Source organism: Natribaculum luteum (assembly GCF_023008545.1).
Classification (GTDB): domain Archaea; phylum Halobacteriota; class Halobacteria; order Halobacteriales; family Natrialbaceae; genus Natribaculum; species Natribaculum luteum.
In genome coordinates this window covers 984,265-1,010,801 of sequence record NZ_CP095397.1, presented here as the reverse complement: position 1 = coordinate 1,010,801, position 26,537 = coordinate 984,265, and the positions used below count along the sequence as shown (strand labels likewise).

The following is a 26,537-nucleotide window of genomic DNA, read 5'->3' as shown; positions in this document are numbered from 1 at the left end:
CTGCACGCGAGACATATCTGTGCCGGTCGGTCTATTTTCGCGAGTGTCCTGATACGGACCGCCGTCCGTCCGTCCCGCAGCGACCGCCCGACGGGACGCGGTCGCTGCGGAAACTCGGGACAGCAGACCGTACGACGTCCCGAGCGTGGCCACTGCTCGAGCGTCGGAGAGTGAGAGAATTCGACCGGAAACCCCCTAGCGTCCGAGTTTCTCGCGCCCGATCCGGACGCCCGTCGGCGTGATGATGATCTGGTCGTCGCCTTTCTGGACGATGTCGCCGTCGACCTCCTGGGCGACCTGCCGGAGTTCGTCGATGATGTGCTCGGCCGTGCTGTCTTTCGTGCGCAGCCGGGTGATGTCTGCGATGACGACGTCACCGTCGTAGACGGCGTCTTTGATGTCGATCGCCGACGCCTGTCCGTCGATTTCCGCGATGTGGACGGACATCGCCGCCTCGCTGGCGCTCTCGCTGACGTCGTCGAGGTCGAGTTCGACGTAGTCCTCGGTGCTCCGTGACTGCGTGCCGCCGAGGATTTTGTTCATGAAGCCCATAGCCGACAGAGTCCGTCGCTGTGAGTATAGTTCTTACGTCAGACGGAATGTCCAGTCGTCGTAACTCTCACTCGAACCGTGAAGTGTCGGCGAGCGGATGCGAGAACGGCGAGTCGCTGGCAGTCGCCGATGGTCGCTCTTTTTATTCCGTAGACCTTGCACTCGAGACAGATGACGTTCAGCATCTGCGTCAGAGAGGAGTACGAGGACGACGCGGGAGAGTCACAGCGGCGGTTCGGCGTCGCGGTCACGACTCGCCTCGCGGGCGTCGGCACGCTCTGTCCGTTCGCCAGCGAGAACGGCGCGATCGCGACCCAGAGTCTCGTCAACGTCGACCTCGGCCGGCGGGGGATCCGGTACGTCGACGAGGGACTCGCCGTCGAGGACGCCGTACAGTCGCTTTTGAACGCCGACGAGGGCGCGCCGAGCCGGCAGGTCCACGGCGTCGACGCCGACGGCTCGTTTACCTTCTCCGGGGAGGAGTGTCGGGGCTGGTACGGCCACCTCGAGGGCGACGGCTACACTGTCGCCGGCAACCTCCTGACGGGCGAGTCGGTGATCGAGGCGACTGCGGCGAGCTACGAGGCGAGCGACCGCGACGAACCGCTCGCGAAGCGACTGATCGACGCCCTCGAGGCCGGTGACGCGGAAGGCGGGGACAAACGCGAGGAGCTATCGGTGCAAAGCGCCGCCGTCGTGGTCCGGACGACCGAAGAACGCGACCTCGAACCGCCCTACGACGACCTCCGCGTGGACGCGACCGAGACGCCGATAGCAGACCTCCGGGAGACGTACGAACTCGCCAGGCAGGGTCACGAGGACGCGATGGCGCGGTACGAGGACGCCTACGACGAGGACGACCTCGAGTCGGTCGAGGAGTAGCACTCGCGTGCGCCACCGCCGGTAACACGCCGGTCGAGTGGACGCGGTTCGATCGACCGACTCCCACACAATCAAATACCCCGACTCTGTACGGTCGTGGCACGTGCACGCACGAACCAGGGCGCTCGTCGTCACCTCCGTCGCGTTGTTCCTGTCGATTCTCGTGTGGTTCAACTACTCGGCGGTCCTCCCGCTGATCGTCGACGAGTGGGGATTGACGGGCACTCGAGCGGGAATCATCTTCGGCGTCTTCCAGGCGGGCTACCTCCTCGCGATCCTCCCCGCCGGGTGGCTGTCGGATCGATACTCGCCGCGGTGGGTGATCAGCGTCGGCGCGGCGGGAACCGGTCTCTTCAGCCTCGGATTCGCGCTGTTCGCGACGGGCTTTCTCTCCGGGACGGCGTTTCGATTTCTTTCTGGGCTGTTCATCGCGGGCGTCTACGTCCCCGGCATGCGCTTCGTCAGCGACTGGTATCCCGCCGACGTTCGCGGTCGGGCGATGGGGATCTACGTCGGCACCTTCTCGCTGAGCAGCGGCCTCTCGTTCGTCGCGGCGACCGTCGTCGCCGACGCGATCGACTGGCGGACCGCCGTCGCCGCGACGAGCGTCGGCGCGCTAGCCGTTCCCCCGTTGATGCTCGGACTGGCCGAGGACAGATCCGGGCGTAGCGCGCGTTCGATCGGTGGATTCGACCGATCGCTACTGAGCAACCGCGCCTACCTCGCCAGCGTGAGCATCTACTCGTGGCACAACTGGGAGCTGTTCGGCGTTCGAAACTGGCTGCTGGCGTTCCTGCTCGCGACGCCCGCGTTCGCCGCGGTCGACTCGGCTGGTGCGTTCGGAGTCGGTGCCGCAACCCTCGCCGGAGTGCTCGTCGGTGCCGTCACCGCGATGAGCGGCGTCGGGAATCTCGCGGGCGGCGAACTCTCCGATCGGATCGGTCGCTCGAGAACGATCGGTCTCGGACTCGGCGGCAGCGCCGTTTGCAGCGCGCTCCTGGGTGTCCTCGGCTGGCTTCCACTCCCGGCGCTCGTCGCGCTGTTGCTCGTCTACGGAACGCTACTGAGCGTCGACAGCGCGCCTACCTCGACGCTGGTCACCGAGGTCGTGGACGATTCCCAGGTCGGGACGGCGCTGTCGATCCAGTCGTTCGTCGGGTTCTCGACGACGGTCGTCTCGCCAGTCGTCTTCGGGCTGGCGCTCGACGTCGGCGGCTACGCTCTCGCGTGGCCGACGCTTGCTGCCGGCGCGCTGGCTGGCCTCGCCTCCGTCGCCGTGCTGGAACGAACTCTGTCGCGACAGCGGCCGTCGCGGACCGACCCGATCAGCCGGTGAACTCGTAGAGGTCGTCGCCGACGTGGTGCAGCGAGTCGACGACTTTCCCTTCGTCGCCGACCATCTCCGTTCCGTCGGCCCGGGCCCGCCCGACCGCCAGGACCTTTCCGTGGGTCTCCTCGGCGATCACGACCAGATCGCCAGTCTCGATGTCTTCGCTGGCCTCGGTGATGCCGGGTCGCATCACGTCCGCGCCGTCGCTGACGAACGAGATCGCGCCGGCGTCGACGGTGACGAGTCGCCGTTCGGGATCGTGGGCGTTTGCGCCCCGGACCGTGAGAAACTCCTCGTCGTCGAAGGTGGCGACCTGTGGCTCGCCGTCGACGAGGATCACCTCGAGGTCTTCGTCCTCGAACTCGACGCGCTCGTAGGTGTCCGCCTCGAGGTCGACGCCGAGTCCCTCGGAAATCCGCTCCTCGAGTGCAGCGACGGCGTCGCTGCGGAGGTGGTGTCTTGACTTGACCTGCATGTCCGGGAGGACGACCGGTCAGTGCATAAAACGACCGTTCTCCGGACCGGTCGGGGTCCGTGACGGTTCCGCCCGACGATGGGTGTGGTAATCGCTAAGTAGGTACACACCGACCGACGTACTATGTGGCCCTCCCGACGGCGCAAGGCGACGGTGACGTGTATCGCCTGTGGGACGTCGGTCGAGCGCGACCAGGCGCGCGAGTACGACAAACACGGCGATCGGTGGGACCGCGACGGCAAGGAGTTCGAGTACCTCTGTAAGCCCTGCGATCGCGACCTCTGTCATCACCCTCGCGGGGAACTCGAGGAGTTACTCGTCGAGATCGGAACCGGCGATCGAACGCAAGCGGAGTTTCTCTCGTGGTACGTCGCGCTGGTCGAGGAACGGTACGGCCCGCTCGAGGAGACCTGATACCAGCGCACGTCCGTCGGTATCGATGTAGCCGCGCTCGTCGCGTGAGTGCGTCGGAACACGCTCACGTCCGGTAGTACGAGTCGATCTAGAGGTCGCTGCGTTTGAACCGCAGGTAGCCGACCACTGGCGCGAAACACGTCCAGCAGACGAGTACCGCGAGCGCGTAGAGCGGTTCGACGACGCTTCCCTGCTCGAGGACGTACGCCTCGGCGACCTGTTCGTAGGCGACGCTCGGCGACAGCGCCCGCACGTAGGGGAGCCAGGACGGTTCCGTCGGGGGAACCTCGAAGCCGTGTACCAGGTAGGCGACGCCGCCGGGGACGAGTCGCCAGAGGAAAATAAAGAGCATGAAGGCACCGAACGCGCACACGGCGGCCCACGTCGTCGAGCGGACCGACGCCGACACCGCGATCCCGATTGCGACGTAGGCGACGCCGAGGATCGCGGTCGCGAGTGCGAACTCGCCGAGTGCGACGGTCGGGACCGTCGCGCCGAACAGCGCCGTGGCGGCTGCCGTGGCGACGACGCCGCCGACCAGCGAGATCGTCAGCGTCGTCACGCGACCCGCGTATGTCCCGGCGACGAGGTCGAGTCGGGAGTGGGGGAGTCCGAGCAAGAGCGCGTACTCGCCGCTCGTTCGCGGTTTGACGATCGCCTCGTGGGCGAGCATCAATCCCGTCGCGGGGACGAGCACGGTGGCGACGACGAGCAGTACCCGAACGATGTCGAGTGGGTCGGCGAACCCACGGCCGGCCTGTCTCGCGTGTGTCCACGCGAGCGCGACGCCCGTCACCCCGAACAGCACACAGAGGACGTACAGCTGTCTGCTCCGGATCGAGTCGCGGACGTCCTTTCCGGCGACGAGGCCCCAGTTCATCGTGACCTCCGGGTGTAGGCCACGAACAGGTCCTCGAGCGAGGCGTCGGCCGTGGTGAAGTCGGTGATCGTGCCGCCGGCAGCGCGAACCTCGTCGAGCACCGCGAGTTTCGTCCCGGCGCTGCAGGCGACGGTGAGTCCGCCGTCGCGGGTCTCGACCGTCGAGACGCCGTCGATTCGTTCGACGACGCCGCGTACCTCGTCGGGATCGTCCGCGAGGTCGACCCGGATCGTCCCGTCCGCGCCGACCGTCTCGCGCAGTCCCTCGATACTGTCGACCGCGACGAGTCGCCCGTCGTTCATGATGCCGACGCGGTCACAGACGGCCTCGACCTGCTCCAGGATGTGACTCGAGAAGAAGACGGTCGTCCCCTCGTCGACGGCCTCTCGGATGATCTCGCGCATCCGACGGACGCCGTGGGGATCCAGGCCGGTCGAGGGTTCGTCGAGGACGAGCAGGTCGGGATCGCCGACCAGCGCCATCGCGAGGGCGAGTCGCTGGGCCATCCCCTTCGAGTAGCCACTCGCGGGCCGGCTCGCGGCCTCGAGCAGGTCGACCTGCTCGAGGAGGGCCTCGGGATCGTCGTCTGCGTCCGTCGCCGCGATCGCGTACTCGACGTGCTGGCGGCCGGTCATCGTCCCGAGCGGACTGAAGCCTTCGGGGAGGAGGCCGACTCGCTGTCGGATCGCGACGGGATCGGCGACGGCGTCGTACCCGAGCACCTCGATCGTCCCGGCGGTGGGATAGCGGTGGTTCACCAGGAGGTCGATCGTCGTCGACTTGCCGGCCCCGTTCGGGCCGAGGAAGCCGAACACCTCGCCTCGCTCGACCTCGAGGTCGATTCCGCGGAGGGCTGGGACGTCGCCGAATCGCTTCTCGACGTCCCTGAGTTCGATAGCGGACATGTCCTCGAATCTGTAACGTCTGAAATATATAACTGTACCTGAATACCACGGGCCGTCGTCCCGACACGTCTTTGACGCTCTCGTTCGTAGGCCACGGTATGAGCGACGACGCACAGGCCGAAGCCGGGACGGCCGAAGGGCAGGGCCCAGTCGAAATCTCGGAGGACCTCGCCCGTCACCTCGAGAACAAACGCGAGGAACTGTTCGAGAAGTTCGAGATCCGCGACGAGTTCCCTGCCGAAGTGATGGCCGAGGCAAAAGAGCGCACAGAAGACGTCGGGTCGGAGATCGACGCGGAGATCGACGAACGGACCGATCTGCGTCACCTCACGACGTGGACGACGGACCCGATCGACGCCCAGGACTTCGACGACGCGCTCTCGGTCGAAGAGCGCGACGACGAGTACGTCCTCTGGGTCCACATCGCCGACGTCACCCACTACGTCAACCCCGACACGTCGATGTGGGACGAGGCCGTCGAGCGCGGGAACACCGTCTATCTACCTGGTTACACGATCCACATGCTCCCGCCGGTGCTCGCCGAGACGGTCTGTTCGCTCGTCCCCAACGAGGAACGACTCGCCCACACCGTCGAGATGCACCTCGACAAGGAGACGCTGGGGTACGAGTCGATCGACATCTACAAGTCCGTCATCGAGTCCGACGAGCGCCTGACCTACTCCCAGGCCGAAAACCGGCTGGACGACCCCGACGCGCCCCTCCACGAGGAGAACGCGCTCGTGTACGAACTCGCCGATCGGATGCACGAACAGCGCAAGGAAGACGGCTCGCTCGTCTTGAACCCGAGTCGCGACCGCGCACACACCATCATCGAGGAGTGCATGCTGAAGGCGAACAAGGCCGTCACGCACGAACTCATGTGGTCTCGGGGCGTCGAGGCGATGTACCGCGTCCACCCCCAGCCCAGTCCCGACGAGTGGTCCGAAGCCCTCCAGGAGATCCAGGACCTGGACGGCGTCTCGATTCCCGGCGACTCCTGGGACGACCCCCGGAAGGCCGTCAACGCAACCCTCGAGGAGGCCCCCGGCCGGCAACTCGACAAGATCCAGTGGGCCGTCATGAAGGTGATGCCCCGGGCACGGTACATGAACGATCCCTTCGGCGGCCACCACGCGCTCAACTTCGAGATCTACGGCCACTTCACGAGCCCCATCCGCCGTCTGTCCGACCTGATCAACCACTGGATCGTCTACAAGAACGACGTCCCGGAAACCCTCGTCGAGCTCTGCGATCGCGCGAGTGACAAGCAGAAGGCCGCGGAGCAGTGCGAACGTGAGTACAAGAACTTCCTCCAGGAGGTCGGTCTCGACCCGATGGCGGTCAACAACCGCGGTATCGAAGTGGTCGAGGAAGAAGAAGCCGAGAAGACGCTCTAGCTACGTTTTCGCACTCGCATCTCGAGACGTCCCGGATCGAGGGTGACCCCTACCGACGGGGAGAGCGACGCCGTGACGCGATCGAACTCGAGTCGGCGGGCGAGCGTCGCGAGCGCGAGCTTAAGTTCCATCGTCGCAAAGCGCATTCCGAGACAGTGGCGCGGCCCGCCGCCGAACGGGAAGTAGGCATACTCGGGTCGGTCGCGCTCCTCGAGCCAGCGTGTTGGCCGGAACGCCTCGGGGTCGTCCCACCACTGCCCGTCGCGGTGAATTCCGTAGGTCGAGAGCTGAACGGTCGTGCCGGCCGGGATTCGGTAGCCGCCGAGCGTGATCGTCTCGAGCGGTTCGCGGTAGAGCCCCACTACCGGCGGATAGAGCCGCATCGCCTCGCTGACGATCGCCTCCGTGAACGTGAGGTCGGAGAGATCCGCGAACGTCGGATCGCGGTCCTCGAGGACGGTCTCGAGTTCGCAATCCAGCCGACTGCGAACGCTCGAGTCGCCCGCCAGCAGCCAGCAGGCGAACGTAAGCGCGGTCGCGCTCGTCTCGTGGCCGGCAAAGAGGAACGTAACGAGTTGGTCTCTGACGGTCTCTGGTGACATTCGCGTTCCGTCGGGGTACTCCGCGGTGGCCAGCAGCGAGAGGAGGTCGTCGCCCGTCTCACTCGCCGCGCGGCGGTCGGCGACCAGTTCCGAGACGAGCGCCGAGAGGTCGGCCATCGCCCGTTCGTACTCGCGTTCGGATCGCATCGGCACCCACGAGGGGAGAATCGAGCGGAGCGCGAACCCGCTGGGGTCGGCGCTCGACGAGATCGCGCGGGTGGCCCGCCTGACGGTTTCGGCCCGGTCGTCGTCGATCGTGAGATCGAACAGCGTCCGGGTCAGCACGCGAAGGGTGAACGTCGACAGCGTCTCGCGGAGGTCGACGACCTCGCCATCGGCCCACCCGTCGGCGAGCCTCGCCGTCTCCGCGACAACCTCGTCGGCGTACGACTGGATTCGGTCCGGCGTGAACGACGTCTGTAGGAGCGTTCGCTGGCGACGCCACCGCTCGCCCTCGGTGAACGCCACGCCCTCGGAGGCGACGAGCTCGCCGAACTCGGTCTCGAACTCACCTTTGTGGAACGCGTCGCTTCGTGAGACCAGCACCTGTTCGACGATTTCGGGATCGAAGACCGCGACGAACTCGGTGCCGAACGCCTCGTAGGCGACGACGTCGCCGTACTCGCGTACCGTCTCGGCGAATCCGAGCGGGTCGCGGGCGATCGAGAGTGTGCTCCCGACGATCGGAATCCCACTCGGTCCGGGGGGCTTTGCCTCGAGTGTCGAATCCGTCGCTGTCGTCGACTCTGTGTCGCTCATACTCGAACAGACGGTCGGAAGTAACGTCGCCGTTTTCGCGAAGCACTGAACTTCTTTATGTTGGACGTCCGAATGTTCGGACGTGCAGTCGGCAGACCTGACGCTCCGACTCCCGCCATCGATGCAGCTCCCGGTTCCAGACCCCGGCGAGGCGGACGTCCACCGCGAGGAGTTACTCTCCTGGCACGTCGATCCCGGGTCGGAAACGGTGCACTTTCTCTCGCTTTTCGTCGGCGACCTCGAGTCGGTTCGCGCCGCTGCTTCCGACCTCGATGTCGTCCGACGGTTCGACCTCGTCCCCGTCGACGACGACACGTTCTACGGCTACGCCGTGATGGACGTTCGCAACGCCGACGCCGCCCTGATGGGCGCGTTCGACGAACCGGGTCTCGTCGTCGTTCCGCCGATCGTCTACACCGATCGGGCGACCGTCCGCGTCACCGTCCTCGGCGAACCCGACGCGCTCTCCGGGCTGCTCGAGCAGTTTCCGGCCGACGTCGACGTCGAGGTCAAACGCGTCAGCGATCACCAGCGCCGCATGGAGACCCTCGCCGGCAGACTGACGGCCCGCCAGTTCGAGGCGCTCGAGTCGGCACGAGAGCTCGGCTACTACGACGTGCCCCGGACTGCGTCGCTTTCGGCGGTCGCCGACGAACTCGACTGCTCGGAGAGCGCGGCCTCGACGCTGCTTCGCACCGCCGAGACGGCACTCGTCGACGCTGCGCTTGGCCGATGAGCGCTCACAGCAATTTTTCGTAGACGTACTCCTCGAGTCCCTCGTCCAGCCCGCTTTCTCGCGTCTCGACGCGCTCGAACCCCGTCGCCTCGTAGAAGGAGACGCCGACGTCGTTGTCCGCGAGGACGACCAGCCGCAGTCGGTCGAACGCGCTCTCGAGGTCGGCCTCGAGACGCTCGAGCAGGCGGTGTCCGATCCCCTCGTCCCACAGGTCCGGTCTGACGTAGATCCGGATCAGGTACGCGACCGCTGGATCGTCCTGCCACGGCTTCGCGTGGGCGAACCCGACGACGCCCTCGTCGGCGTCGTCGGCGACGAGGAAGGTCGCGTCCGCGCGCTCGCGTGCCTCGACGATCGACCGCTCGAGGTCGTCGACGGCGTACCAGTCGTCGACCGTCTTCGCGATCGTCTCGCGGTCGAGAACCTCGTCGTAGGTGGCGTGCCAGCTCTCGCGGGCGACCTCGCGGATCGACGCAGCGTCCGCCGGGACCACCTGTCTGACGTCGAGTGTCACGACTCGAGACGTCTCCGCCCACCGACGTAATACCCGGTGATCGAACAGCTATTTCGGCCTCCTCGACGTATTCGCGGCCGATGCTCGAACTCGACGGCGCAGCGGCCGGCGGGCAGTTCGTCAGGACGGCCCTCGCCCTCTCGGCGCTGGAAGACGAACCGATTCGCCTCGAAAACGTCCGCGGCGGGCGGTCGACGCCTGGGCTCCGACCACAGCATCTCGCGGCACTCGAAACGATGGCCGAGGTCTGTGCTGCCGACGTCGCCGGCGACGAGGTCGGCGCGGAGACGGTCGAGTTCGATCCCGACGGCATTGCGGGCGGCCACTACGCCGTTGACATCGGAACCGCCGGGAGCACGACGCTGCTGTTCGATACGCTGCTCCCGCTGGCGACGCGACTCGAGTCCCGACTCGCCGTGACCGTCTCGGGTGGGACGGACGTGAAGTGGTCGCCGCCGCTCGACTACGTCCGGCACGTCAAACTCCCGCTGTTGCGCCGCTACGGGCTCGACGCCGCCATCGATCTCGAGCGGCGGGGGTTCTACCCGAGCGGCGGCGGTCGGGCGACGCTCTCGATCGCACCCTCGACCCTCGAGTCGATCCACCTCGAGTCCCGAAGCGACGTCCGCGGCGTCCGGGTCTACTCGACGGAGGCGGCGGCGCTCGCCGACAGCGACGTCGCGACCCGACAGGCGGCGGGCGCACTCGAGCGACTCCAGCCCGCGGATCGCGACCTCGAGGTGCGCGAACGCGTCGAGACGACGGCGGCGAGCGACTGTCCCGGCTCTGCCGTCGTGATCCGACTCGACTGCATCGAAGACGAGCAGCGCCGGCCGGCGCTCGCGGGATTCTCGGCGCTCGGCGAGCGGGGGACGCCCGCAGAACGCGTCGGCGAGGACGCCGCCGACGCCGCGATCCGGTTTCTCGAGCGCGAGGCGGCGGTCGACCGGCACATGGCCGACCAGTTGCTCGTCTTCCTCGCGCTGGCTGGCGGCAGGGTGCAGATACCGGCCGTCACCGACCACGTCGAGACGAGCCTCGAGTTGCTCGAGTCGTTCGGCCTCGCGGTCGAACTCGAAGAGCGGCCCGCGCCGACGGTGGTCGGACGGTCGTCGTGACACATCATACGGACCGCTGTCTGTCCGTCCCGCAGCGACCGCGTCCCGTCGGGCGGTCGCTGCGGAAACGAGGAACAGCAGACCGTACAGGCGACCCTTGCTCGCGTGCTGGTGGCGCTTGAATCGACCGACGACGTCGCTGGGACTGCTTGTGGGCTCCGACTAACTACACCACTTATACCGTTCCGTTCCGTCTCGTGACGTATGACCGAGACTTTCGATACCGGACGACACGGCGTTCGGTGGTGGCACTCGTGAGCGACCTCGTCACCTTCGGCGAGACGATGCTTCGTCTCTCTCCGCCGGGGAACGAGCGCATCGAGTCCGCAAGCGAGTTCGAGGTCCGCGCTGCGGGTGCAGAGAGCAACGTCGCCGTCGCCGCCGAGCGACTGGGGGCCGTCTCGACGTGGACCTCGAAACTGCCAGATTCGCCTCTCGGACGGCGCGTCGTCGGCGAACTCCGCCAGTACGGGATCGACACGGACGTCGTCTGGAGCCAGTCGGGACGGCAGGGGACCTACTACCTCGAGCACGGCGGCAAACCTCGCGGGACGAACGTCGTCTACGACCGCGAAGACGCCGCCATCACGACGGCCAAAGCCGAGGAGTTCGACGTCGACCTGATCCAGGACGCCCGCGTCTTCTTCACGTCGGGGATCACGCCGGCCCTCTCGTCGACCCTGCGGGAGACGACGGTGAACATGCTGAAAGCGGCCAGAGAGGCCGAGACGACGACGGCGTTCGACGTCAACTACCGTCGCAAGCTCTGGTCGCCCGAGGAAGCACGAGAGACGCTTCTCAAACTCTTCCCGGGGATCGACATCCTGCTGATCGCCGCCCGCGACGCCCGCACGGTGCTCGGCTACGAGGGCGACCCGCGACAGCTCGCACACAAACTCGCCTCGCAGTTCGACTTCACCACCGTCGTCGTCACGCGCGGCGACCAGGGCGCACTCGCCTGGCACGACAACGTCGTCCACGACCACGAGGTCTACGACACCGAAACCGTCGACCCCATCGGCACCGGCGACGCCTTCACCGGCGCGTTCATCGCCCGCCGACTCGCCGGCGACGACGTCCCGAAGGCACTCGAGTACGCCTCCGCGACGGCGGCGCTCAAGCGCACCGTTCCCGGCGACGTCGCACTGGTCACCAAAGAAGAGGTCGACGCGGTCGTCTCCGATCGGACCGAAGACATCTCGAGGTAGCTCGAGCGCGCCGTTCTGTCGAACGAGTTCGGCCGAGAGACGGCCCACGAGAGGGAAGAGTCGGCGTCATCCGAGGAGGTACCGGGTCCACGGATAGCGCTCGACGAGCGGCTGGCCGTCGACCTCGTACCGTTCGATGTAGGCGTCGAGGCCGAGAATTCGACCGGCACCGAACGCGGCGACCGACAGGAAGACGAGCATGTAGGCGAAGTCGCCGTTGATGTATCCGTGGGCGACGTCCCAGTTTCCGAGGTAGAACAGGAGCATCATGAACGCGCCCCAGAACGCGGCGAGTCGCGTCAGCGCACCGAAGATGAGCCCGAGTCCGATGAGCACCTCCCCCCACGGGACCGCGATGTTCACGAAATCGACGAACCACGGCGTGTTCCCCATCGCGACGAACAGATCCGCGGCAGGGCTTCGGTTGCTCGGAACTGCCTGCGTCAGATAGCCGCCAGCACTGAAGTCCCCTGCGAGGACTTTGTCGAGCCCGCTCTGGAAGAACGCGATCCCCATCATCAACCGGAGTGCGAGGATGAACCAGACGCTGAGCGTGTGGAGTTTCCCGGTCGCGGTGTACCCGGCGACGGTACTCTCGAGCGTTACCTCTCGTGAAGCCATTCCGACCTAGTAGGACACAATATATCATGAAATCTTCCCTGATACGGGATTTGAAACGTTACTACTGCGATCGTGCTGTGGCTCGCGCTGTCCGGCGATCGATCACCCCGGTGCGCGAAACGCTTTGAGCCGGAACTGCAAGACAACCGGTTCGAGAACCTCCTCCTGGCCCGTCCACCTCACCGTGACTTCGGTGAGCCGGTACGACGGCCCCACGGGGACCTTCCGTGCCGAGAGTCGGGCCCGCCACTCGTCTCCGGCGATCTCGGTATCACTGGCTCGTTCGCCGCCGAGGTTCTCGAGATAGCCCATCGCCTGCTCCAGCGTCAGGCCACGAAACCGCCGTGTCACGCGCAAGACGCCGTTCTCGACCGAACGTTCTACCGGTGGAATCGCGTCCAGGGCTGCTCGCTGTTTTTGCATCTGCGGCGTGAGTCCGGATCGAGTCATAGTCGGGCTCCTTACCGCCGTTCTCCGCTGGCTGTGGGGATAACCGTTTGTTCGCCCACACGAGACCGTTCTTCGGCGATCGAGCGAACCCTCGCGGTCTCGCTCGCCTCGAGTCACCCGTGTCCGGGATAGTCGCGCTCGAACCGCTCCTCGAGTTCGCGTTCGTCGAGTCGGACGATCACCGGCCGGCCGTGCGGACAGGAGTAGGGGTTCTCGCAGTCGTCGAGGGCGGCCAGGAGGTCGACGACCGACCCCTCCGTCAGCGACGTGTTGCCCGTGATCGAGGGGTAACACGCGAGATCCGCGAGGAACTCGTCGGCGAGCGCGTCGACCGTTTCGGCACCCGACTCGCGGTCACCCTCGACGAACGACGCGAGGACGTCGCGGAGTCGATCCGGTTCGAGTGTCTCCTCTACGACGGCCGGCACCGTCGTCACCGCCACGGTGCGTTCGTCGACCCGGTCGGCGTAGAAGCCGAGCCTCGAGAGCGCCTCGCGGTAGCCCTCGAACGCCTCCGCCTCGGCGGCGGTGAGTTCGAGTTCGACCGGGGAGGCGAGCGCCTGCGCCGTGGAATCGCTCGCGAACGCGTCCCGGAGCCGCTCGTAGTTCACGCGCTCGTCGGCGGCGTGCTGGTCGATCAGCGCCAGGCCGTCGGGCGTCTCGCAGACGACGTAGGTGTCGTGCAGTTGCCCGAGGACGCGAAGCGGCGGCAGCGAGTCGAAGCGTGTCCCGTCGCCCGTCGCAGCCTCGCCCTCGAGGGTTCGCTGTTCGGTCGCCGCAGTGAACTTGCGGTCGGTCTCGCGCTCGCTGTGTGCGGCGGGAGCGCCGACGCCTCCCCGGTCGGGCGCTTCTCGACCGTGGATCGGCCTCTCGGAACTCGAGTCCGACTCTCGGGCCGTCTCGCGTTCCGGCGGTTCCGCCGTCGACGTCGACCCGCTCGAGGCGGCCGTCCCGTCGGGACTCGAGTCGGCGGCGGTCGCCGTCTCGGCGTCCGCCGCTCCGTCGTCTGACGTCGTCGACCGCTCGTCGTCGGTCGGCGTCGTGCGACTCGTGGCACTGTCGGGACCCGTTTCGTTCGTCGTCGACGCGTCGGCCGCGTCGCGCTCGAGCGTCGATTCCCTCCCGGCGGTCGGCCGTCGGCGCTCGTCTGCGTCCCCCCCGCCGGGTTCGATCCGGGCCTCGCCGGGTGCCGACCGGCCCCGCGGCGCTCGCGAGCGCAACAGACCGTGCTCGAGCAACGCCGCCTCCACCGCCGCGTCGACCTGGCGACGGACGGCGTCGTCGTCGTCGAACCTGACCTCGCGCTTGCGCGGGTGGACGTTCACGTCGACGGCGTCGCCCGGGGCCTCCAGAAATGCGACGACGAACGGGTAGCGGTCGCCGCCCAGCTGGTTGCCGTAGGCCCCCATGATCCCCTCGCGGATCGGATCGGAGCTGACTGCCCGGCTGTTGACGTACGTCGCGAGGTACTCGCGACTCGAGCGGTTGGTCTCTGGGTGGGAGACGAGTCCGGAGACCGACTCGAGTGGACCCGGCGGGAGGTCGTCGCCGTCGGCGTCGACGGGGATCATCGCCCGGGCGACCTCGCGACCGTAGACGGAGAGGACGGCCGCCTGCAGGTCGCCCTGTCCCGTCGTCGCGAACACCTCCCGGCCGTCGTGGGTGAGCGAGACGGCGACGTCGGGGTTCGCGAGCGCGTACCGCGTGACGACGCGGTTGACGTGGGCGAACTCCGTCGCCGTGGTCTTGAGGAACTTCCGGCGGGCGGGCGTGTTGTAAAAGAGGTCCGCGACCTCGACCGTGGTCCCCTCCGGACAGCCCGTCGGCTCGACGCTCGTCACCTCGCCGCCCTCGTAGACGAGTTCCGTCCCCGCCCCGTCGCCGTCTCGCGGCCGGGACCGGATCGTCAGCCGCGAGACGGAGCCGATGGTGTGTAGCGCCTCGCCTCGGAAGCCGAGCGTCGTGACGCCCGACTCGATGTCCTCGAGGCCGTCGATCTTGCTCGTCGTGTGCTGGCGGACGGCCGCGCGGACGTCGGCCTCGGTCATCCCGTGGCCGTCGTCGGCGACCCGGATCAGTTCCGTACCGCCCGCTTCGACCGTGACGTCGATGCTCGAGGCGTCGGCGTCTAAGCTGTTCTCGACGAGTTCCTTGACCGCCGAGGCTGGCCGCTCGACGACCTCGCCTGCGGCGATGCGGGCGACGGTGTCCTCGTCTAGCTGGTGAATCTCCGTCTCGTCGGCCGGGGCGTTCGGTTCGTCCGTCATGGGTGGTCCTCGAGTGCGACGCGTCGGTGTGGCGTCGTTCGATTGCGGTGCTATCCCGCCTTGGTTCGGGGTGTCAATAGTTCTGTCGCGTGAGCGGCGGTCGTACTCCTGGACAACAGTCAGTACACACCCGATCGCGACTCGAGTGTATCGCCACCGGCGACAGCGTCTCACGTGCGATCAGTGTGTGACCCGTTTTGTCCAGCAGTATCAGGTTCGACGGATCGCCTCGAGGACGTGCCCCCGGAGCGTCTCCGTCGCGAGCGATCCCGTGACGTGGCCCTTCTCGATCACCGCCATCGGGTGGTCGTCGTAGATCCCTCGCTGACGCTCGAACTCGATGATCCGGTCGTAGCGGGCCAAAAGCGGCGAGCAGTCGTCGGCGTCGCCAGCCGCGAACGCCCCCTCGAAGTCCAGCACGTTCCGCAGCCGATCCGGGTTCGCCCGCGCCCGTTCCCCGGTCATTTTGCGGTAGACCGACGAGACGAACATCTCGCCCAGGGCGGCCCCCGCGAATATCGGCGCGTAACGTTCGAGGCCCCCGACGCAGGCCCGGTGGATGTTCACCGCCCAGCCGCCGAGGCTGATCCCGGACGCGACGACGCCCGGGCTGCCCTGCTCGCGGACCCGTTCGGCCAGCGCCTCGAGCAGTCCAACCGAGGCGGCGAGCATCCCGACGAAGTTCTCGAGGTCGCCCATCGCCCGGGCGTACTCGACGCTCGAGCGATCGTGAAACGGTGCGCGGACGGCGACGACGTTTGCCGGAACCTCCCGATCGCTCGAGACGAACAGCCGTCGAAACGAGTTCGAACTGAACCGGCCGAAGTCGAACGGCCGCTCGCCGCTGCCGTGGTGGTAGAGGAGCGTCGGGTACTCCGTGCCGCGCCACTGCCAGGGGAGGTAGGCGGCCTCGAACTCGCCGACGGGCGTCTCGACGACAACCTCCTGGACGCCTGCGCTGCTGACGTCGTCGACGCGAACTCGCGTTCCGGCTGCGACGTCGGTGATCGGCGGCGCGTCGACGCTCCGGGCGAAGAATTTCGCGTTACGCAACAGGAGCGCACTCGAGCGGACCGTCGCGACGTCGAGGAGTTCGTGGTGTTTCATGGGTTCGGCTGCGTTCTCACGCCGGTCGACGTTCGAGCGGGCAATTAATCTACGTACCTGCGCGATGAGAGCCGACGGCTTCCGGACGCCCGTCGTCCACTAGTACCCTCCCACGCGTCGACTGCACGGTCGAATCGACCCGAACCGCCGGAGTCGACCTGCAGTGCAGGCCTGGGATGCCACTGGTCGTATCGACGCCCGCTATCGTCCGCTTTCCGTACGAATGCTGGTATACGTGGTGGAACCCAACGGACCGCTCATGGAGTCTCCGGACGACGACGCTCGCATCGATCCGACGGTGATCGACGCCATCGGTGCACTCGGAAACGAACGCCGCCTCGAGATCCTGTTCGCGCTGGCCGACCGGGAGTGGGAACGCCAGACCAACGGGCACGTCATGTCCTTCACGGATCTCTACGACGCCGTCGACGTCGACAGCACGTCCCAGTTCTCCTACCACCTCAAGCGGCTCGTCGGCCAGTTCGTCGCCGAGACGCCCGAGGGCTACCGGCTCACGTACGCCGGCGACAAGATCGTTCGCGCCGTCCGATCGGGGCTCTACGAGAGCACGCCGACGTTCGAGGCGGTCGACGTCGACGGGACGTGCCCGCTCTGTCGCGAGTCGACGCTCGTCGCTGACTCGAGCGACGAACGGTTCGTCGTCCGGTGTGCGGCGTGCGACGAGACGCTTCTGGTCGACTCCTTCCCGCGGAGTCAGGCGGCCAGCCGGTCGCCGTCCGAGATCGCCGAGAGCTTCGGCTCCCGCATCTGGAGTTCGTCCGTCGCGGTGCAAGGCGGCGTCTGTTCCGAGTGTTACGGCTCCGTCGACGCTACCGTCGAGACCCTCGAGCGGGACGAACTGACGCTTCACACGCTCGTCAGCACCTGTCGGGAGTGTCGGATGGTGACGCACCTTCCGCTCGAGGTCCCGGTCGCGTTCCACCCCGCGACAGTCGGGTTCCTCTGGCGACACGGGATCTCGATCCTCGAGACACCCCTCTGGGAACTGTTCGGCTACTTCACCGCCGACGACTGGACGACCGACGTCCGCTCTCTCTCGCCGCTCGAGGCCCGCTTCGAGATCACACTCGAGGATGAACGTCTCGTCCTCGAGATGGACGACGAGTTGACGGTGACGCCGGTCTCGGACGGCGATTCCCACGACCTGCCGGCGGGTGAGTAACGTCGGATCGTCACGACGATAGCCGACCGACGTTGGCAGGGTCTCGCCGGTATCACCGACGGCGATGACCGGTCCGTCGCTCGCTCAAACGTTTTTGAGTAACACCGCTGTCAATATGTAAGAGAGATAACAATACTTTTCACCTCCCCGGCGAACTGTGTGATCGATGAGCTCTCCGACGTACGACCGTGATCGACGACCGATACTCGCGGAGGCCCGGTAGCTATGGCCGCGATCGAACTCGACGGACTGACGAAACGGTTCGGCGACGTCGTCGCCGTCGACGACCTCGACCTGACGATCGAGGAGGGCGAGATCTTCGGCTTCCTCGGTCCGAACGGGGCCGGCAAGTCGACGACGATCGACATCTTGCTCGACTTCACCCGGCCGACCGACGGTACCGCGACGGTGCTCGGCCACGACGCACAGGCGGAGAGCCTCGCCGTCCGCCAGCGGACCGGCGTCCTCCCCGACGGCTACCACGCCTACGACCGCCTCACCGGCCGCAAGCACCTCGAGTTCGTCGTCGAGTCAAAAGAGGTCGACGAGGACGTCGACGCCTTGCTCGAGCGCGTGGGGATCGCCGAGGCGGCCGACCGCAAGGCCGGCGGCTACTCGAAGGGGATGCGCCAGCGACTCGTCCTCGCGATGGCGCTGGTCGGCGACCCCGACCTGCTCGTCCTCGACGAACCCTCGACCGGTCTCGACCCCAACGGCGCACGCGAGATGCGCGAGATCATCCGCCGGGAGAACGATCGGGGCACGACCGTCTTCTTCTCGAGTCACATCATGGAACAGGTCGAGGCCATCTGCGACCGCGTGGCCATCATCGACAGCGGGCGACTCGTCGCGGTCGACACGATCGACGGGCTGCGCCACGCGACCGAGGCCGCGACGACGCTGTCCGTCTCTGTCTCCGGCGTCGACGACGCCATGCTAGAGACCGTCGCTGGACTCGAGGGCGTCAGCGACGTCGCGCTCGACGGCGACCGACTCCGGGTGACGCTGACCGGCGGCTCGAAGTTCGCCGTGCTGAACACGCTCGACGACGCCGGCGCGTCGGTCGGCGACTTCTCCGTCGAGGAGTCCTCGCTCGAGGACCTGTTCGTGAAGTACACGACCGACGAGCAGGAGGTGCGAGCATGAGCTGGGTCGCCGTCGCCAAGAAGGATTTCCGGGACGCGGTCCAGTCGCGTGCGCTGTGGGCGCTGCTGGCCGTGTTCGTGCTGTTCTCGGTGCTGACGACGTACGCGTACGTCGAACTCCCCGAGGCGTCCGGTGCGACGGGAGAGGTGTCGTTCGCCGGACTGTTGTTCTTCCTGGCGGGGATCACCGGGCTGTTCGTCGCGCTGGCTGCGATCATCGTCGGGTACAAGTCCGTCGCCGGTGAGCGCGAACTCGGTAGCATCAAGCTGTTGCTCGCACTCCCGCACACTCGAGGCGACGTGTTCGTCGGCAAGGTGCTCGGTCGGGGTGCCGTGATCGCCGCCACGCTCGGGGTCGGACTCCTGGTCGGACTCGGCTTCGGCGCCGCGCTGCTCGGGACGGTCGACGTCGTCCCGCTGGTGACGTTCGTCCTCGCCGCGGTGGTCTTCGCCGTCGTCTACGCGACGATCGTCGTCGGCCTCTCGGCGACGACGGGTTCGACGTCGCGGGCGACGACGCTGGCGCTTGGCTTCTTCGTCGTGTTCGAACTGGCCTGGGACGTGGTGCCACTCGCCGTCGTCTACGTCGTCAACGGGTTCTCGCTCCCCCAGCAACAGCCCGACTGGATGTACGTCGTGATGCAGATCCCACCGTCTTCGGCGTACTTCTCGGCGCTCGTCGCGCTGTTGCCGGACGTCGCAGACGAAGCCAACGCGCAGACGCAGGCTGCCGGTTTCGACGCCTTCTACGCGACCCCGGCGATCGGGTTCGCCGTGCTCGCGCTCTGGATCGTCGTTCCGCTTGCGATCGGCTACGTCACGTTCAACGGGACGGATCTCTGATCGGTGTTCGTCTCGTTCGTACTCCGGCGATCACTCCTTTAGCCGCCGCTGCCACTCCTGGACTTTCGCCATCAACTCGACCGGCGGCGTCGCGTTGACGTCGATCGACTCGAGGTCCTCGACGATCTCCTCGAGTTCTGGATCGCGGTCGGACGTCGGATCGCCACCGTCGGCGTTGGCCGGCCCGCGAAACTGCCCGCTCGAGACGTCGAAGACGGTCTGGACGGGGTCGCTCGAGCCGCCGCCTTTCGCCTCGATGGCCTTCTCCTCGCGCAGCCGTTCCAGGACGTCCCGCGCCCGGTCGACGACGGGTTCGGGGACGCCCGCGAGGTCGGCGACGTGGATGCCGTAGCTGCGGTCGGTCGGGCCGTCTCTGACCGTGCGCAGGAAGGTGACGTCGCCGTCTCGTTCGTCAGCCGCGACGTGGACGTTCGCGACCCGGGGGAGGTGTTCTGCCAGCCCCGTCAGCTCGTGGTAGTGGGTCGCAAAGAGCGTCTTCGCCCGGATCTCGTTGTGCAGGTACTCCGTGGCGGCCCACGCGATCGAGATGCCGTCGTAGGTCGCCGTCCCCCGTCCGACCTCGTCTAAGATGACGAGTGACTCCTCCGTTGCCGTATGGAGGATGTTCGAGAGTTCGCTCATCTCGACCATGAACGTCGACCGACCCTGCGCGAGTTCGTCGAGCGCCCCGACGCGCGTGAAGATGCCGTCGACGAGGCCGATCGACGCGTCTCGAGCCGGGACGAAACTGCCCACCTGCGCGAGCAGGACGATCAGCGCCACCTGGCGCATGTACGTCGACTTCCCCGACATGTTGGGCCCCGTCACGACGAGAAAGCCCCGGTCGTCGTCCATTCGCACGTCGTTCGGGACGAACTCCGTGGTCTGTTCGACGACCGGGTGGCGACCCTGGTCGATCTCGAGGTCCTCGCCCCGGTGGAGGTCGGGTCGTACCCAGCGGTTTTCCGCCGTGTGGGTCGCCAGACTCGCCAGTGCGTCGACGGTCGCCAGCGCCCGGCCGACGTCCTGGAGCAGTTCCGCACGACCCGCGACCGCCTCGCGGAGTTCACAGAAAAGTTCGTACTCGAGGTCGCCGCGTCGCTCCTCGAGTCGCAGGATCTCGCGTTCTTTCTCCTCGAGTTCTTCGGTCGTAAATCGCTTGGAATTTTTCAGTGTCTTGATCTGCTCGTAGTGGTCCGGAACCCCGTCGGCGGCGGACTTGCCGACCTGGATGTAGTAACCGTCGGTCTTGTTCCGGTCGACGGTGACGTGACTGAGGCCGTGCTGGCGTTTCTCGCGGTCGGCGAGGGTGTCGAGCCACTCCCGGACCTCCTCGTGGCGGTCGATCACCTCGTCGAGTTCGTCGTCGTAGCCGCGCTCGAGCAGGCCGCCCTGGGTCACCGTCGACGGGGGGTCCTCGGCGAGGGCGTCCGCGAGCGCGTCGTGTAAGTCGGCGGCCGCCTCGCGGTCTGGCCGGTCGACGATCTCGGTGAGCGGCGAGTCGGAAAGCGCAGGCTCCGCCTCGATAGCATCTGCCAGCGCCGGCAGGACGGCGAGGGTATCTCGAACGGCGAGCAGATCCCGAGCGTCGGCGCTGCCGTGGGTCGCCTTCGAGGCCAGCCGTTCCAGGTCGTAGGCCTCACCCAGCGTCTCGCGGATCTCGTCGCGGGCGAGTGCGGCCGTCGAGAGCGCGGCGACGCTCTCCTGGCGTCGCTCGAGCGTCGACAGCGAGCGCCGGGGGCGACAGAGCCACTCCTTGAGCAGACGACCGCCCGCGCTCGTCACGGTGTGGTCGATCGTCGCGAACAGCGAGCCCTCGCTACCGCCGTGCATCGTCTCGCTCAACTCGAGGTTACGCTGAGTGGTCGCGTCGAGAGTGACGTGGTCGTCGCCGTGGTGGGCCTGGATGCGGGTCATCGAGGCCAGCACGCCCGCGCCGGTCTCCTCGACGTAGGCGAGGACGGCCCCCGCGGCGGCGATCGCCGGATCGGAGACGGCGAGCCGGTCGATCGTCTCGCGGCCGAACTGCTCCCGGACGACGTGGGTCGCCCGCTTTGGGGCGAATGCCTCCGCGTCGTGGAGCGTGAGCGTCGCGTCGGTCCGCTCTCGTACCCGGCTCAGCAGGTCGTCGTCGTTTCGCGCCTCGGGACCGGGCAGGATCTCGACCGGGCCGAACCGGTACAGTTCCGTCAGCACCTCGTCTGCGTCGGTCGCTCCCGCGACGAGAAAGCGACCGGTCGTCACGTCCGCGAACGCCAGTCCGTAGGTCCCGCTCGAGCCCTCGACGACGGCCGCGAGGTACTGGGCGTCGGCGTCGCTCGTCTCGAGCAAGGTACCCGGCGTGACGACCCGGACGATCTCGCGGGCGTGGCCGCTTTCGGTCTCGTACTGGTCGGCGACCGCCACGCGGTAGCCGCGCTCGACGAGCGCCTTGAGGTAGGGGGTGAGGTCGTCGACCGGCACCCCGGCCATCGGATACGACGAGCCGTGGGAGGACTTCTGTGACACCTTGAGATCGAGTTCGTCGCCGACGATCTCGGCGTCCTCGTCGAAGAACTCGTAGAAGTCGCCACACTGCATCGCCAACAACTCCGCGTCCGTCTCCTCTTTCAACGAGAGGAACTCTCCGACGATACCCGTCGCCTCGGTCATACTGGGCCAGTGGCCCTCGAGCGCAAAAGTCCTGCGGGTTCCGCGGTGAAAGTGGTCCGCGATCGTAGCACCGCGACCGCGGAACTGTCTCGGCCTTCAGCTGCTGTCACGCCCTCCGACGCTGGCGAAGACGACGGCGGACGCGAACAGCGCGAGCGAGATCGCGACCGCGAGGAGGTGGCTGGTTCTCGAGAGAGCCGGCACGACGCCAAGCAAGGCGACGACCGAGACCGTGACGGCGGTTACGCCGAGTCCGAGCCAGTACGTGCTCCACGAACGGTCGTTCTCCGATGTCGTCTCGAGGTACGTGTCGAACTCGGTGGCGACAGGCGTCAACGACACCGTTCCCCTGGCACGGTCGTAGTCGACGATCCCGTCTCTGTGCAGCGCCGGCAGGTGTGACTGGTACAGCGACGTGTACACCCGCTTTCGCTGTTTGTACGTCACTTGCCCCCTCGAGACGCCGTTTTCCTCCGCGGCGATCCACTCGGAGAGGTCGCGCATCCGAACCGTTTCGTCGTTTCGATGCTGGATCAAGTACCGGAGTGCGCGACGGCGACGACGGTTCGAGAGCGTCTGAAAGACCGTGTCTCTCGAGAGCGACTCGCCGTCCGGTGGTGTCGATTCGTCCGCTTCTGTAGTCTGTTCCGCGCTGGCCATAGCCTCGCCCCCCATGAGAACAGTGTACAGATTCAGAATAACATATGTGTTTTCGTTGTTATATTCTGTATCTTTATGATTATACAAAAGGACGTGCCGGTATGCAGTCAGGAGATAGAACTTATTTTTCTATATATTGTACGTAGTTAATTCATGTAGATATCAAGAGATTAATGTGATGGCATCGACTTCCACGCGCTGGTAACCGGCCGGTAGGCTGTCCAAACCGCTGGCGATACTATCCAGAGTGTACGTATTCGAGTATGTATTAAATTTTTACATTTCTGTTTGGGACGTCCGGTGATCGAGTCGGTCGTCGTCGGCCGGCGCTTCCGATCGGGAGCACCGTTTGGTGACCAGCAGGAACGGCGAGTCGAGTGAGTAGGGGGCATACAACTACCTCTCGAGGGTGTCGACGCGTGGTATGTACGTCGTCACACAGTTACACGCGGCTCTGGAAGCGATGAAACACCCCTCGTATACGGGCGAAAACCGGTGTCGTCCCTGTACGATTCTCAACCTCGTGATCGCCGCGGTCCTTGCGATCGCGGTCGCGAGCGCGGTCGCCGAGATCGACGGTGCGCTCGCGGTCGGTGCGGGCGTGGCGACGTTTGCAGGGGCGGTCACGATCGTCTACTTCCGTGGCTACCTGATTCCAGGCACGCCGACGATCACGAAGCGGTACGTCCCCGATCGGTTTCTCGCGCTGTTCGACGAGACGCCGACGCGGATCGACCGGGAACGACGCGATCCGGCGGAGTCGTTACTCGAGGTTGGCGTCGTCGTCGACGATCCGGACGCGGACGACCTGGTACTCGACCGCGCGTTTGCCGGTACGTGGGAGCGTTCGATCGAAGCCCACTGGACGGACGAGACGGAGATCCGGGAGAGTCTCGGCCAGTTCGCGAAGGTCGATTCGACGCGCCTCGAACTCGACGAACGCCCGCAGGCGGTCGTCGCGTGGGCGGACGACGCCCAGCTGGCGAACTGGCCGTCGCGGGCCGCGTGCGTCGCCGACGCAGCAGCAGCCGCAGAACTCCCAGCGTGGGACCCGAACTGGGAGCACTACCCGCTCGCGCTCAGGTGGGAACTGCTCGGTATGCTCCGGCTGTTCATCGAGCACTGTCCGGCCTGTGGCGGGACGGTTGCCCTCTCACAGGACGTCGTCGAATCCTGCTGTCGGCGTCGAGACGTCGTCGCCGCCACGTGCGTCGAGTGTGACGCCCGGCTGTTCGAGATGGACGTCGATCCCACCGAACTCGAGGACGAGTAGCCAGCGTCGCGCTCGGACGAACGGCCACTCGGAACCGACCGGTTTCCCTTCTCGACTGCCGGTGTCCGTTTCTGGATGCCAGTGCAGCCTCGCCTACGTCGACGAACGCGCTGGCGAATCGCTATCGGGGGCGAAGTGCCTGGAGCACGTACCAGCGGTTCGACCAGAGCTGGGAGGCGATCACGCCGGCGAACAGCGCGAGGAAGCCGCTCGTCCACAGCAACGGATCGACCGCGCTTACGAACGGCACCTCGAGCAAGGCGGCGACGACGACGAGCAGCGAGACGACGCCGAGACTGCGGTACAGTTCGCTCCAGGTGACGCCGTAGCGCGTGAGCACCTCCATATAGCGGTCGACCTCGCGTGCCCGCTCGCGCAGCGTCACCGTTCTCGAGTCACGATTGTACGTGACGACACCCAGTTCGTCGAGTTTCGGCAGGTGCGTCTGGTGAAGCGAGTTGTAGACGCTCTCGCGAACCCTTTTCGGGGGCGGTGACTGGCCGGTTTCGTCGGCGGCGATGGCGACGGAGAGCTCCCGGAGCGTGATCGAGCCGGCGCTCGAGTCCGTCAGGTACCGGAGCGTCTCGCGGCGGCGGCTGTTCGCGAGGACGTCGTAGATTTCTCCTTCGGGAAGGACGTTGGTTCTGAACATCGGCGTCGGCGCGTACCCCTGTCGTGAGGGACTCTCGACTGGACACACGTCAGCATGTGGACCGTACCGTCGGCGATACCGCTTCTTTTCGCGCTGGCAGGGGCGTCGAACCGGTCGCGTCGCGACCGACACGGGACCCGTACCGCCGCTCGAGGTCGTCGGTGTGAACCCGGCAGGGCGACCTTGCTGGCCCGATCGAGCGGACGATGATCCCGGTTGGACGGCCGTACGACGGTCGAATCGTCGATTCGACGCGGCCGTCAGGGATCGATCGTCTCGTTCGACGCCGACGTGTCGGCTCGTAACTACGAGGGCAGACACCACCTGTTTCGACGACTGAACGGCAGCCGACTCGCGAGGGTCCGTCGGCCGTTCGGGACAACCAACCATGACTGACGAACGAGAGAGAGACGACAGCGGAATCGGACTGTCTCGCCGACGCGTCCTCGGTGGGATCGGCGCGATCGGCGTCGCGTCTGCGGGTGCAGCGCTCGGAACCACGGCGTACTTCTCCGACGGGGAGGGGTTCGCGGGGAACAGCCTGAGTGCGGGCGAACTCGACCTGAAACTCGACTACAAGTCCACGTACACGGGTGGGCCGGGACGGCTCGCGGAGGTGGACGCGATGTACCCCGACTTCGACGTGGAGGACCTGGGCGACGGCGTCTACCTGACCGGTGAGGTGCCGGACGTGGGCTCGCTCGACTGGACCACCAAGGTCCAGGAGCTGGACCTGTGTGACCCGGAGCTCAACCTCGTCAACGGCGACGAGATCCCGGTGTTCACACTCGAGGACGTCAAGCCCGGCGACTCGGGCGAGGTGACGATCAGTTTCCACATCTGCGACAACCCCGCGTGGGTGTGGATGACCGGCGAACTCACCGAGAACGCCCAGAACGGCTACACCGAACCCGAGGTCGACGCGCTGGAAGCGATGGGCGTCTCCACGGACGACCCCGACGGCGAGGGACAGCTCGCCGACGCGATCGACGTCACAGTGTGGTACGACGAGGACTGTGACAACGTCTACGAACCCGGTAGAGGCGACGACGGGCCCGTCTGCGTCGAACTGGTACTCGACGCCTCCGGCTCGATGTCCGGAAGCCGCAACCAGCAGACGATCGCGGGCGCGAAGGCCCTCGCAGAGAAGATTCTCACGGAGGGCGATCCCGACAATCAGGTCGGCGTCACGTTCTTCAGCGCCGCCGGGTACGACGAGAGTGCACAGGTCGTCCAGTCGCTGACGGGCGACTACGCCTCCGTCGAGAGTGCGATCGACTCGTTGCCCGCCGACGGGGGTTCGACCGCGATCGGCGAGGGCCTTCTCACCGGACAGTCGGACCTCGAGAACTACACACACGACAACCGGGTGATGGTCGTCCTGACGGACGGACAGAACAACGCGGGAACGGCCCCCGCGAATGCGGGCGACACCGTCAAAAATGCCGGAACCGAGACCTACGCGCTCGGCGTCGGCGGCACCACCCAGGCGGATCTCGAAGAGTTCGCCAGCGAACCGACCGACGAGCACGTGTTCTTCGCGGTGGACGACGCCGCCATCGAGCAGGTGTTCGCACAGGTCGCGGAGACGCTCGCGGGCGAGACGCTCATCTACGAGGGGACGCTCCGGGAGACGATGGAGCACCTCTCGGAGGGCGTCGCACTCGACGGCAATCGGTCCAGCGAGGCGCGCGAGCCGTTCGCGGGCGGGCTGACCCAGTGTATCGGCCTCGAGTGGGAACTGCCGATCGACGTCGGCAACGAGGTCCAGACCGACTCCGTCTCGTTCGACGTCGGGTTCTACGCCGAACAATCTCGTCACAACGACGACCCGACGAACCCGTTCGCCGCCGACTCGAGCGCGCAGTGAGTCGACGACGCTCGAGCGACGCCCCGTGCCGGCACGTTTCGG

25 protein-coding genes are annotated in these 26,537 nt (G+C 66.6%); 12 read left to right on the top strand and 13 right to left on the bottom strand.

What is annotated here, in order from left to right; genetic code table 11:
- Positions 1-195: 195 nt before the first annotated feature.
- Positions 196-552 (bottom strand): cell division protein SepF, encoded by a 357-nt coding sequence (locus tag MU558_RS05215; protein WP_246972562.1) that lies wholly within the window; start codon positions 550-552, stop codon positions 196-198.
- 171 nt (positions 553-723) lie between these two features.
- Here MU558_RS05215 and MU558_RS05210 point away from each other — a divergent pair, with 171 nt between their 5' ends.
- Both MU558_RS05210 and MU558_RS05205 read left to right on the top strand, forming a co-directional pair.
- Positions 724-1,434 carry a DUF1028 domain-containing protein gene (locus tag MU558_RS05210; protein WP_246972561.1) on the top strand — a complete coding sequence of 237 codons (711 nt, stop codon included), beginning with the start codon at positions 724-726 and terminating at the stop codon, positions 1,432-1,434.
- Between the two features lie 103 nt (positions 1,435-1,537).
- Positions 1,538-2,770, top strand: coding sequence for an MFS transporter (locus tag MU558_RS05205; protein ID WP_246972560.1), 1,233 nt, complete (start codon positions 1,538-1,540; stop codon positions 2,768-2,770).
- Here MU558_RS05205 and MU558_RS05200 read toward each other — a convergent pair.
- On the bottom strand, positions 2,760-3,239 hold the full coding sequence (locus tag MU558_RS05200; RefSeq protein ID WP_246972559.1) for an RNA-binding protein: 480 nt from the start codon (positions 3,237-3,239) through the stop codon (positions 2,760-2,762). The two genes, MU558_RS05205 and MU558_RS05200, sit on opposite strands and share 11 nt — an antisense overlap.
- Positions 3,240-3,362: 123 nt before the next feature.
- On the opposite strand from MU558_RS05200, the gene MU558_RS05195 reads away from it, so the two are divergent.
- A complete protein-coding gene (locus MU558_RS05195; RefSeq protein WP_246972558.1) occupies positions 3,363-3,653 on the top strand; it encodes a DUF7562 family protein in 291 nt (96 codons plus the stop codon).
- Positions 3,654-3,741: 88 nt separating this feature from the next.
- Here MU558_RS05195 and MU558_RS05190 read toward each other — a convergent pair whose 3' ends face one another.
- Both MU558_RS05190 and MU558_RS05185 read right to left on the bottom strand, forming a co-directional pair.
- The gene (locus tag MU558_RS05190) at positions 3,742-4,533 is read right to left on the bottom strand and encodes an ABC transporter permease subunit (RefSeq protein ID WP_246972557.1); all 792 of its coding nucleotides are present in this window, start codon (positions 4,531-4,533) and stop codon (positions 3,742-3,744) included.
- Positions 4,530-5,438 (bottom strand): ABC transporter ATP-binding protein, encoded by a 909-nt coding sequence (locus MU558_RS05185; protein ID WP_246972556.1) that lies wholly within the window; start codon positions 5,436-5,438, stop codon positions 4,530-4,532. Before MU558_RS05185 ends, MU558_RS05190 begins: the two co-directional genes overlap by 4 nt.
- Before the next feature lie 98 nt (positions 5,439-5,536).
- Between MU558_RS05185 and MU558_RS05180 the strand changes: the two genes are divergently transcribed.
- Positions 5,537-6,835, top strand: a complete 1,299-nt coding sequence (locus MU558_RS05180; RefSeq protein ID WP_246972554.1) for an RNB domain-containing ribonuclease — start codon at positions 5,537-5,539, stop codon at positions 6,833-6,835.
- On the opposite strand, the gene MU558_RS05175 is transcribed toward MU558_RS05180, so the two are convergent.
- Positions 6,832-8,196 carry a cytochrome P450 gene (locus tag MU558_RS05175; protein WP_246972551.1) on the bottom strand — a complete coding sequence of 455 codons (1,365 nt, stop codon included), beginning with the start codon at positions 8,194-8,196 and terminating at the stop codon, positions 6,832-6,834. The genes MU558_RS05180 and MU558_RS05175 overlap by 4 nt on opposite strands.
- 82 nt (positions 8,197-8,278) lie before the next feature.
- On the opposite strand from MU558_RS05175, the gene MU558_RS05170 reads away from it, so the two are divergent.
- On the top strand, positions 8,279-8,932 hold the full coding sequence (locus tag MU558_RS05170; RefSeq protein WP_246972548.1) for a helix-turn-helix domain-containing protein: 654 nt from the start codon (positions 8,279-8,281) through the stop codon (positions 8,930-8,932).
- 4 nt (positions 8,933-8,936) lie between these two features.
- On the opposite strand, the gene MU558_RS05165 is transcribed toward MU558_RS05170, so the two are convergent.
- On the bottom strand, positions 8,937-9,446 hold the full coding sequence (locus tag MU558_RS05165) for a GNAT family N-acetyltransferase (protein ID WP_246972545.1): 510 nt from the start codon (positions 9,444-9,446) through the stop codon (positions 8,937-8,939).
- 80 nt (positions 9,447-9,526) lie between these two features.
- On the opposite strand from MU558_RS05165, the gene rtcA reads away from it, so the two are divergent.
- Together rtcA and kdgK1 are read left to right on the top strand one after the other, a co-directional pair.
- Complete coding sequence (gene rtcA, locus MU558_RS05160; protein ID WP_246972543.1) at positions 9,527-10,564, top strand: RNA 3'-terminal phosphate cyclase; 1,038 nt, start codon at positions 9,527-9,529, stop codon at positions 10,562-10,564.
- A gap of 254 nt (positions 10,565-10,818) precedes the next feature.
- The gene (gene kdgK1 / locus MU558_RS05155) at positions 10,819-11,772 is read left to right on the top strand and encodes a bifunctional 2-dehydro-3-deoxygluconokinase/2-dehydro-3-deoxygalactonokinase (RefSeq protein ID WP_246972542.1); all 954 of its coding nucleotides are present in this window, start codon (positions 10,819-10,821) and stop codon (positions 11,770-11,772) included.
- A gap of 66 nt (positions 11,773-11,838) precedes the next feature.
- Here kdgK1 and MU558_RS05150 read toward each other — a convergent pair whose 3' ends face one another.
- From MU558_RS05150 to MU558_RS05135, 4 genes are all read right to left on the bottom strand, one after another.
- Positions 11,839-12,393, bottom strand: a complete 555-nt coding sequence (locus MU558_RS05150; RefSeq protein ID WP_246972541.1) for a DoxX family protein — start codon at positions 12,391-12,393, stop codon at positions 11,839-11,841.
- A gap of 102 nt (positions 12,394-12,495) precedes the next feature.
- Positions 12,496-12,795, bottom strand: a complete 300-nt coding sequence (locus tag MU558_RS05145) for a MoaD-like domain-containing protein (RefSeq protein WP_345781513.1) — start codon at positions 12,793-12,795, stop codon at positions 12,496-12,498.
- Positions 12,796-12,956: 161 nt separating this feature from the next.
- Positions 12,957-15,110, bottom strand: a complete 2,154-nt coding sequence (mutL, locus tag MU558_RS05140; protein ID WP_246972539.1) for a DNA mismatch repair endonuclease MutL — start codon at positions 15,108-15,110, stop codon at positions 12,957-12,959.
- A gap of 210 nt (positions 15,111-15,320) precedes the next feature.
- On the bottom strand, positions 15,321-16,217 hold the full coding sequence (locus MU558_RS05135; RefSeq protein ID WP_246972538.1) for a hypothetical protein: 897 nt from the start codon (positions 16,215-16,217) through the stop codon (positions 15,321-15,323).
- Between the two features lie 259 nt (positions 16,218-16,476).
- On the opposite strand from MU558_RS05135, the gene MU558_RS05130 reads away from it, so the two are divergent.
- From MU558_RS05130 to MU558_RS05120, 3 genes are all read left to right on the top strand, one after another.
- The gene (locus tag MU558_RS05130; protein WP_246972537.1) at positions 16,477-17,400 is read left to right on the top strand and encodes an ArsR/SmtB family transcription factor; all 924 of its coding nucleotides are present in this window, start codon (positions 16,477-16,479) and stop codon (positions 17,398-17,400) included.
- A 225-nt stretch (positions 17,401-17,625) separates the two neighbouring features.
- On the top strand, positions 17,626-18,546 hold the full coding sequence (locus tag MU558_RS05125; RefSeq protein ID WP_246972535.1) for an ABC transporter ATP-binding protein: 921 nt from the start codon (positions 17,626-17,628) through the stop codon (positions 18,544-18,546).
- Positions 18,543-19,388 carry an ABC transporter permease subunit gene (locus tag MU558_RS05120; protein WP_246972532.1) on the top strand — a complete coding sequence of 282 codons (846 nt, stop codon included), beginning with the start codon at positions 18,543-18,545 and terminating at the stop codon, positions 19,386-19,388. Before MU558_RS05125 ends, MU558_RS05120 begins: the two co-directional genes overlap by 4 nt.
- A gap of 30 nt (positions 19,389-19,418) precedes the next feature.
- Here MU558_RS05120 and mutS read toward each other — a convergent pair whose 3' ends face one another.
- Together mutS and MU558_RS05110 are read right to left on the bottom strand one after the other, a co-directional pair.
- Positions 19,419-22,040 (bottom strand): DNA mismatch repair protein MutS, encoded by a 2,622-nt coding sequence (gene mutS, locus MU558_RS05115; protein ID WP_246972529.1) that lies wholly within the window; start codon positions 22,038-22,040, stop codon positions 19,419-19,421.
- A 96-nt stretch (positions 22,041-22,136) separates the two neighbouring features.
- The gene (locus tag MU558_RS05110) at positions 22,137-22,715 is read right to left on the bottom strand and encodes a DUF7344 domain-containing protein (RefSeq protein WP_246972527.1); all 579 of its coding nucleotides are present in this window, start codon (positions 22,713-22,715) and stop codon (positions 22,137-22,139) included.
- A gap of 409 nt (positions 22,716-23,124) precedes the next feature.
- On the opposite strand from MU558_RS05110, the gene MU558_RS05105 reads away from it, so the two are divergent.
- Complete coding sequence (locus tag MU558_RS05105; protein WP_246972525.1) at positions 23,125-23,973, top strand: DUF8054 domain-containing protein; 849 nt, start codon at positions 23,125-23,127, stop codon at positions 23,971-23,973.
- 121 nt (positions 23,974-24,094) lie between these two features.
- Here the strand turns inward: MU558_RS05105 and MU558_RS05100 are convergent, their stop codons facing one another.
- Positions 24,095-24,625 (bottom strand): DUF7344 domain-containing protein, encoded by a 531-nt coding sequence (locus MU558_RS05100; protein ID WP_246972523.1) that lies wholly within the window; start codon positions 24,623-24,625, stop codon positions 24,095-24,097.
- Between the two features lie 388 nt (positions 24,626-25,013).
- Here MU558_RS05100 and MU558_RS05095 point away from each other — a divergent pair, with 388 nt between their 5' ends.
- Positions 25,014-26,495, top strand: coding sequence for a vWA domain-containing protein (locus MU558_RS05095; protein WP_246972521.1), 1,482 nt, complete (start codon positions 25,014-25,016; stop codon positions 26,493-26,495).
- Positions 26,496-26,537: the final 42 nt, after the last annotated feature.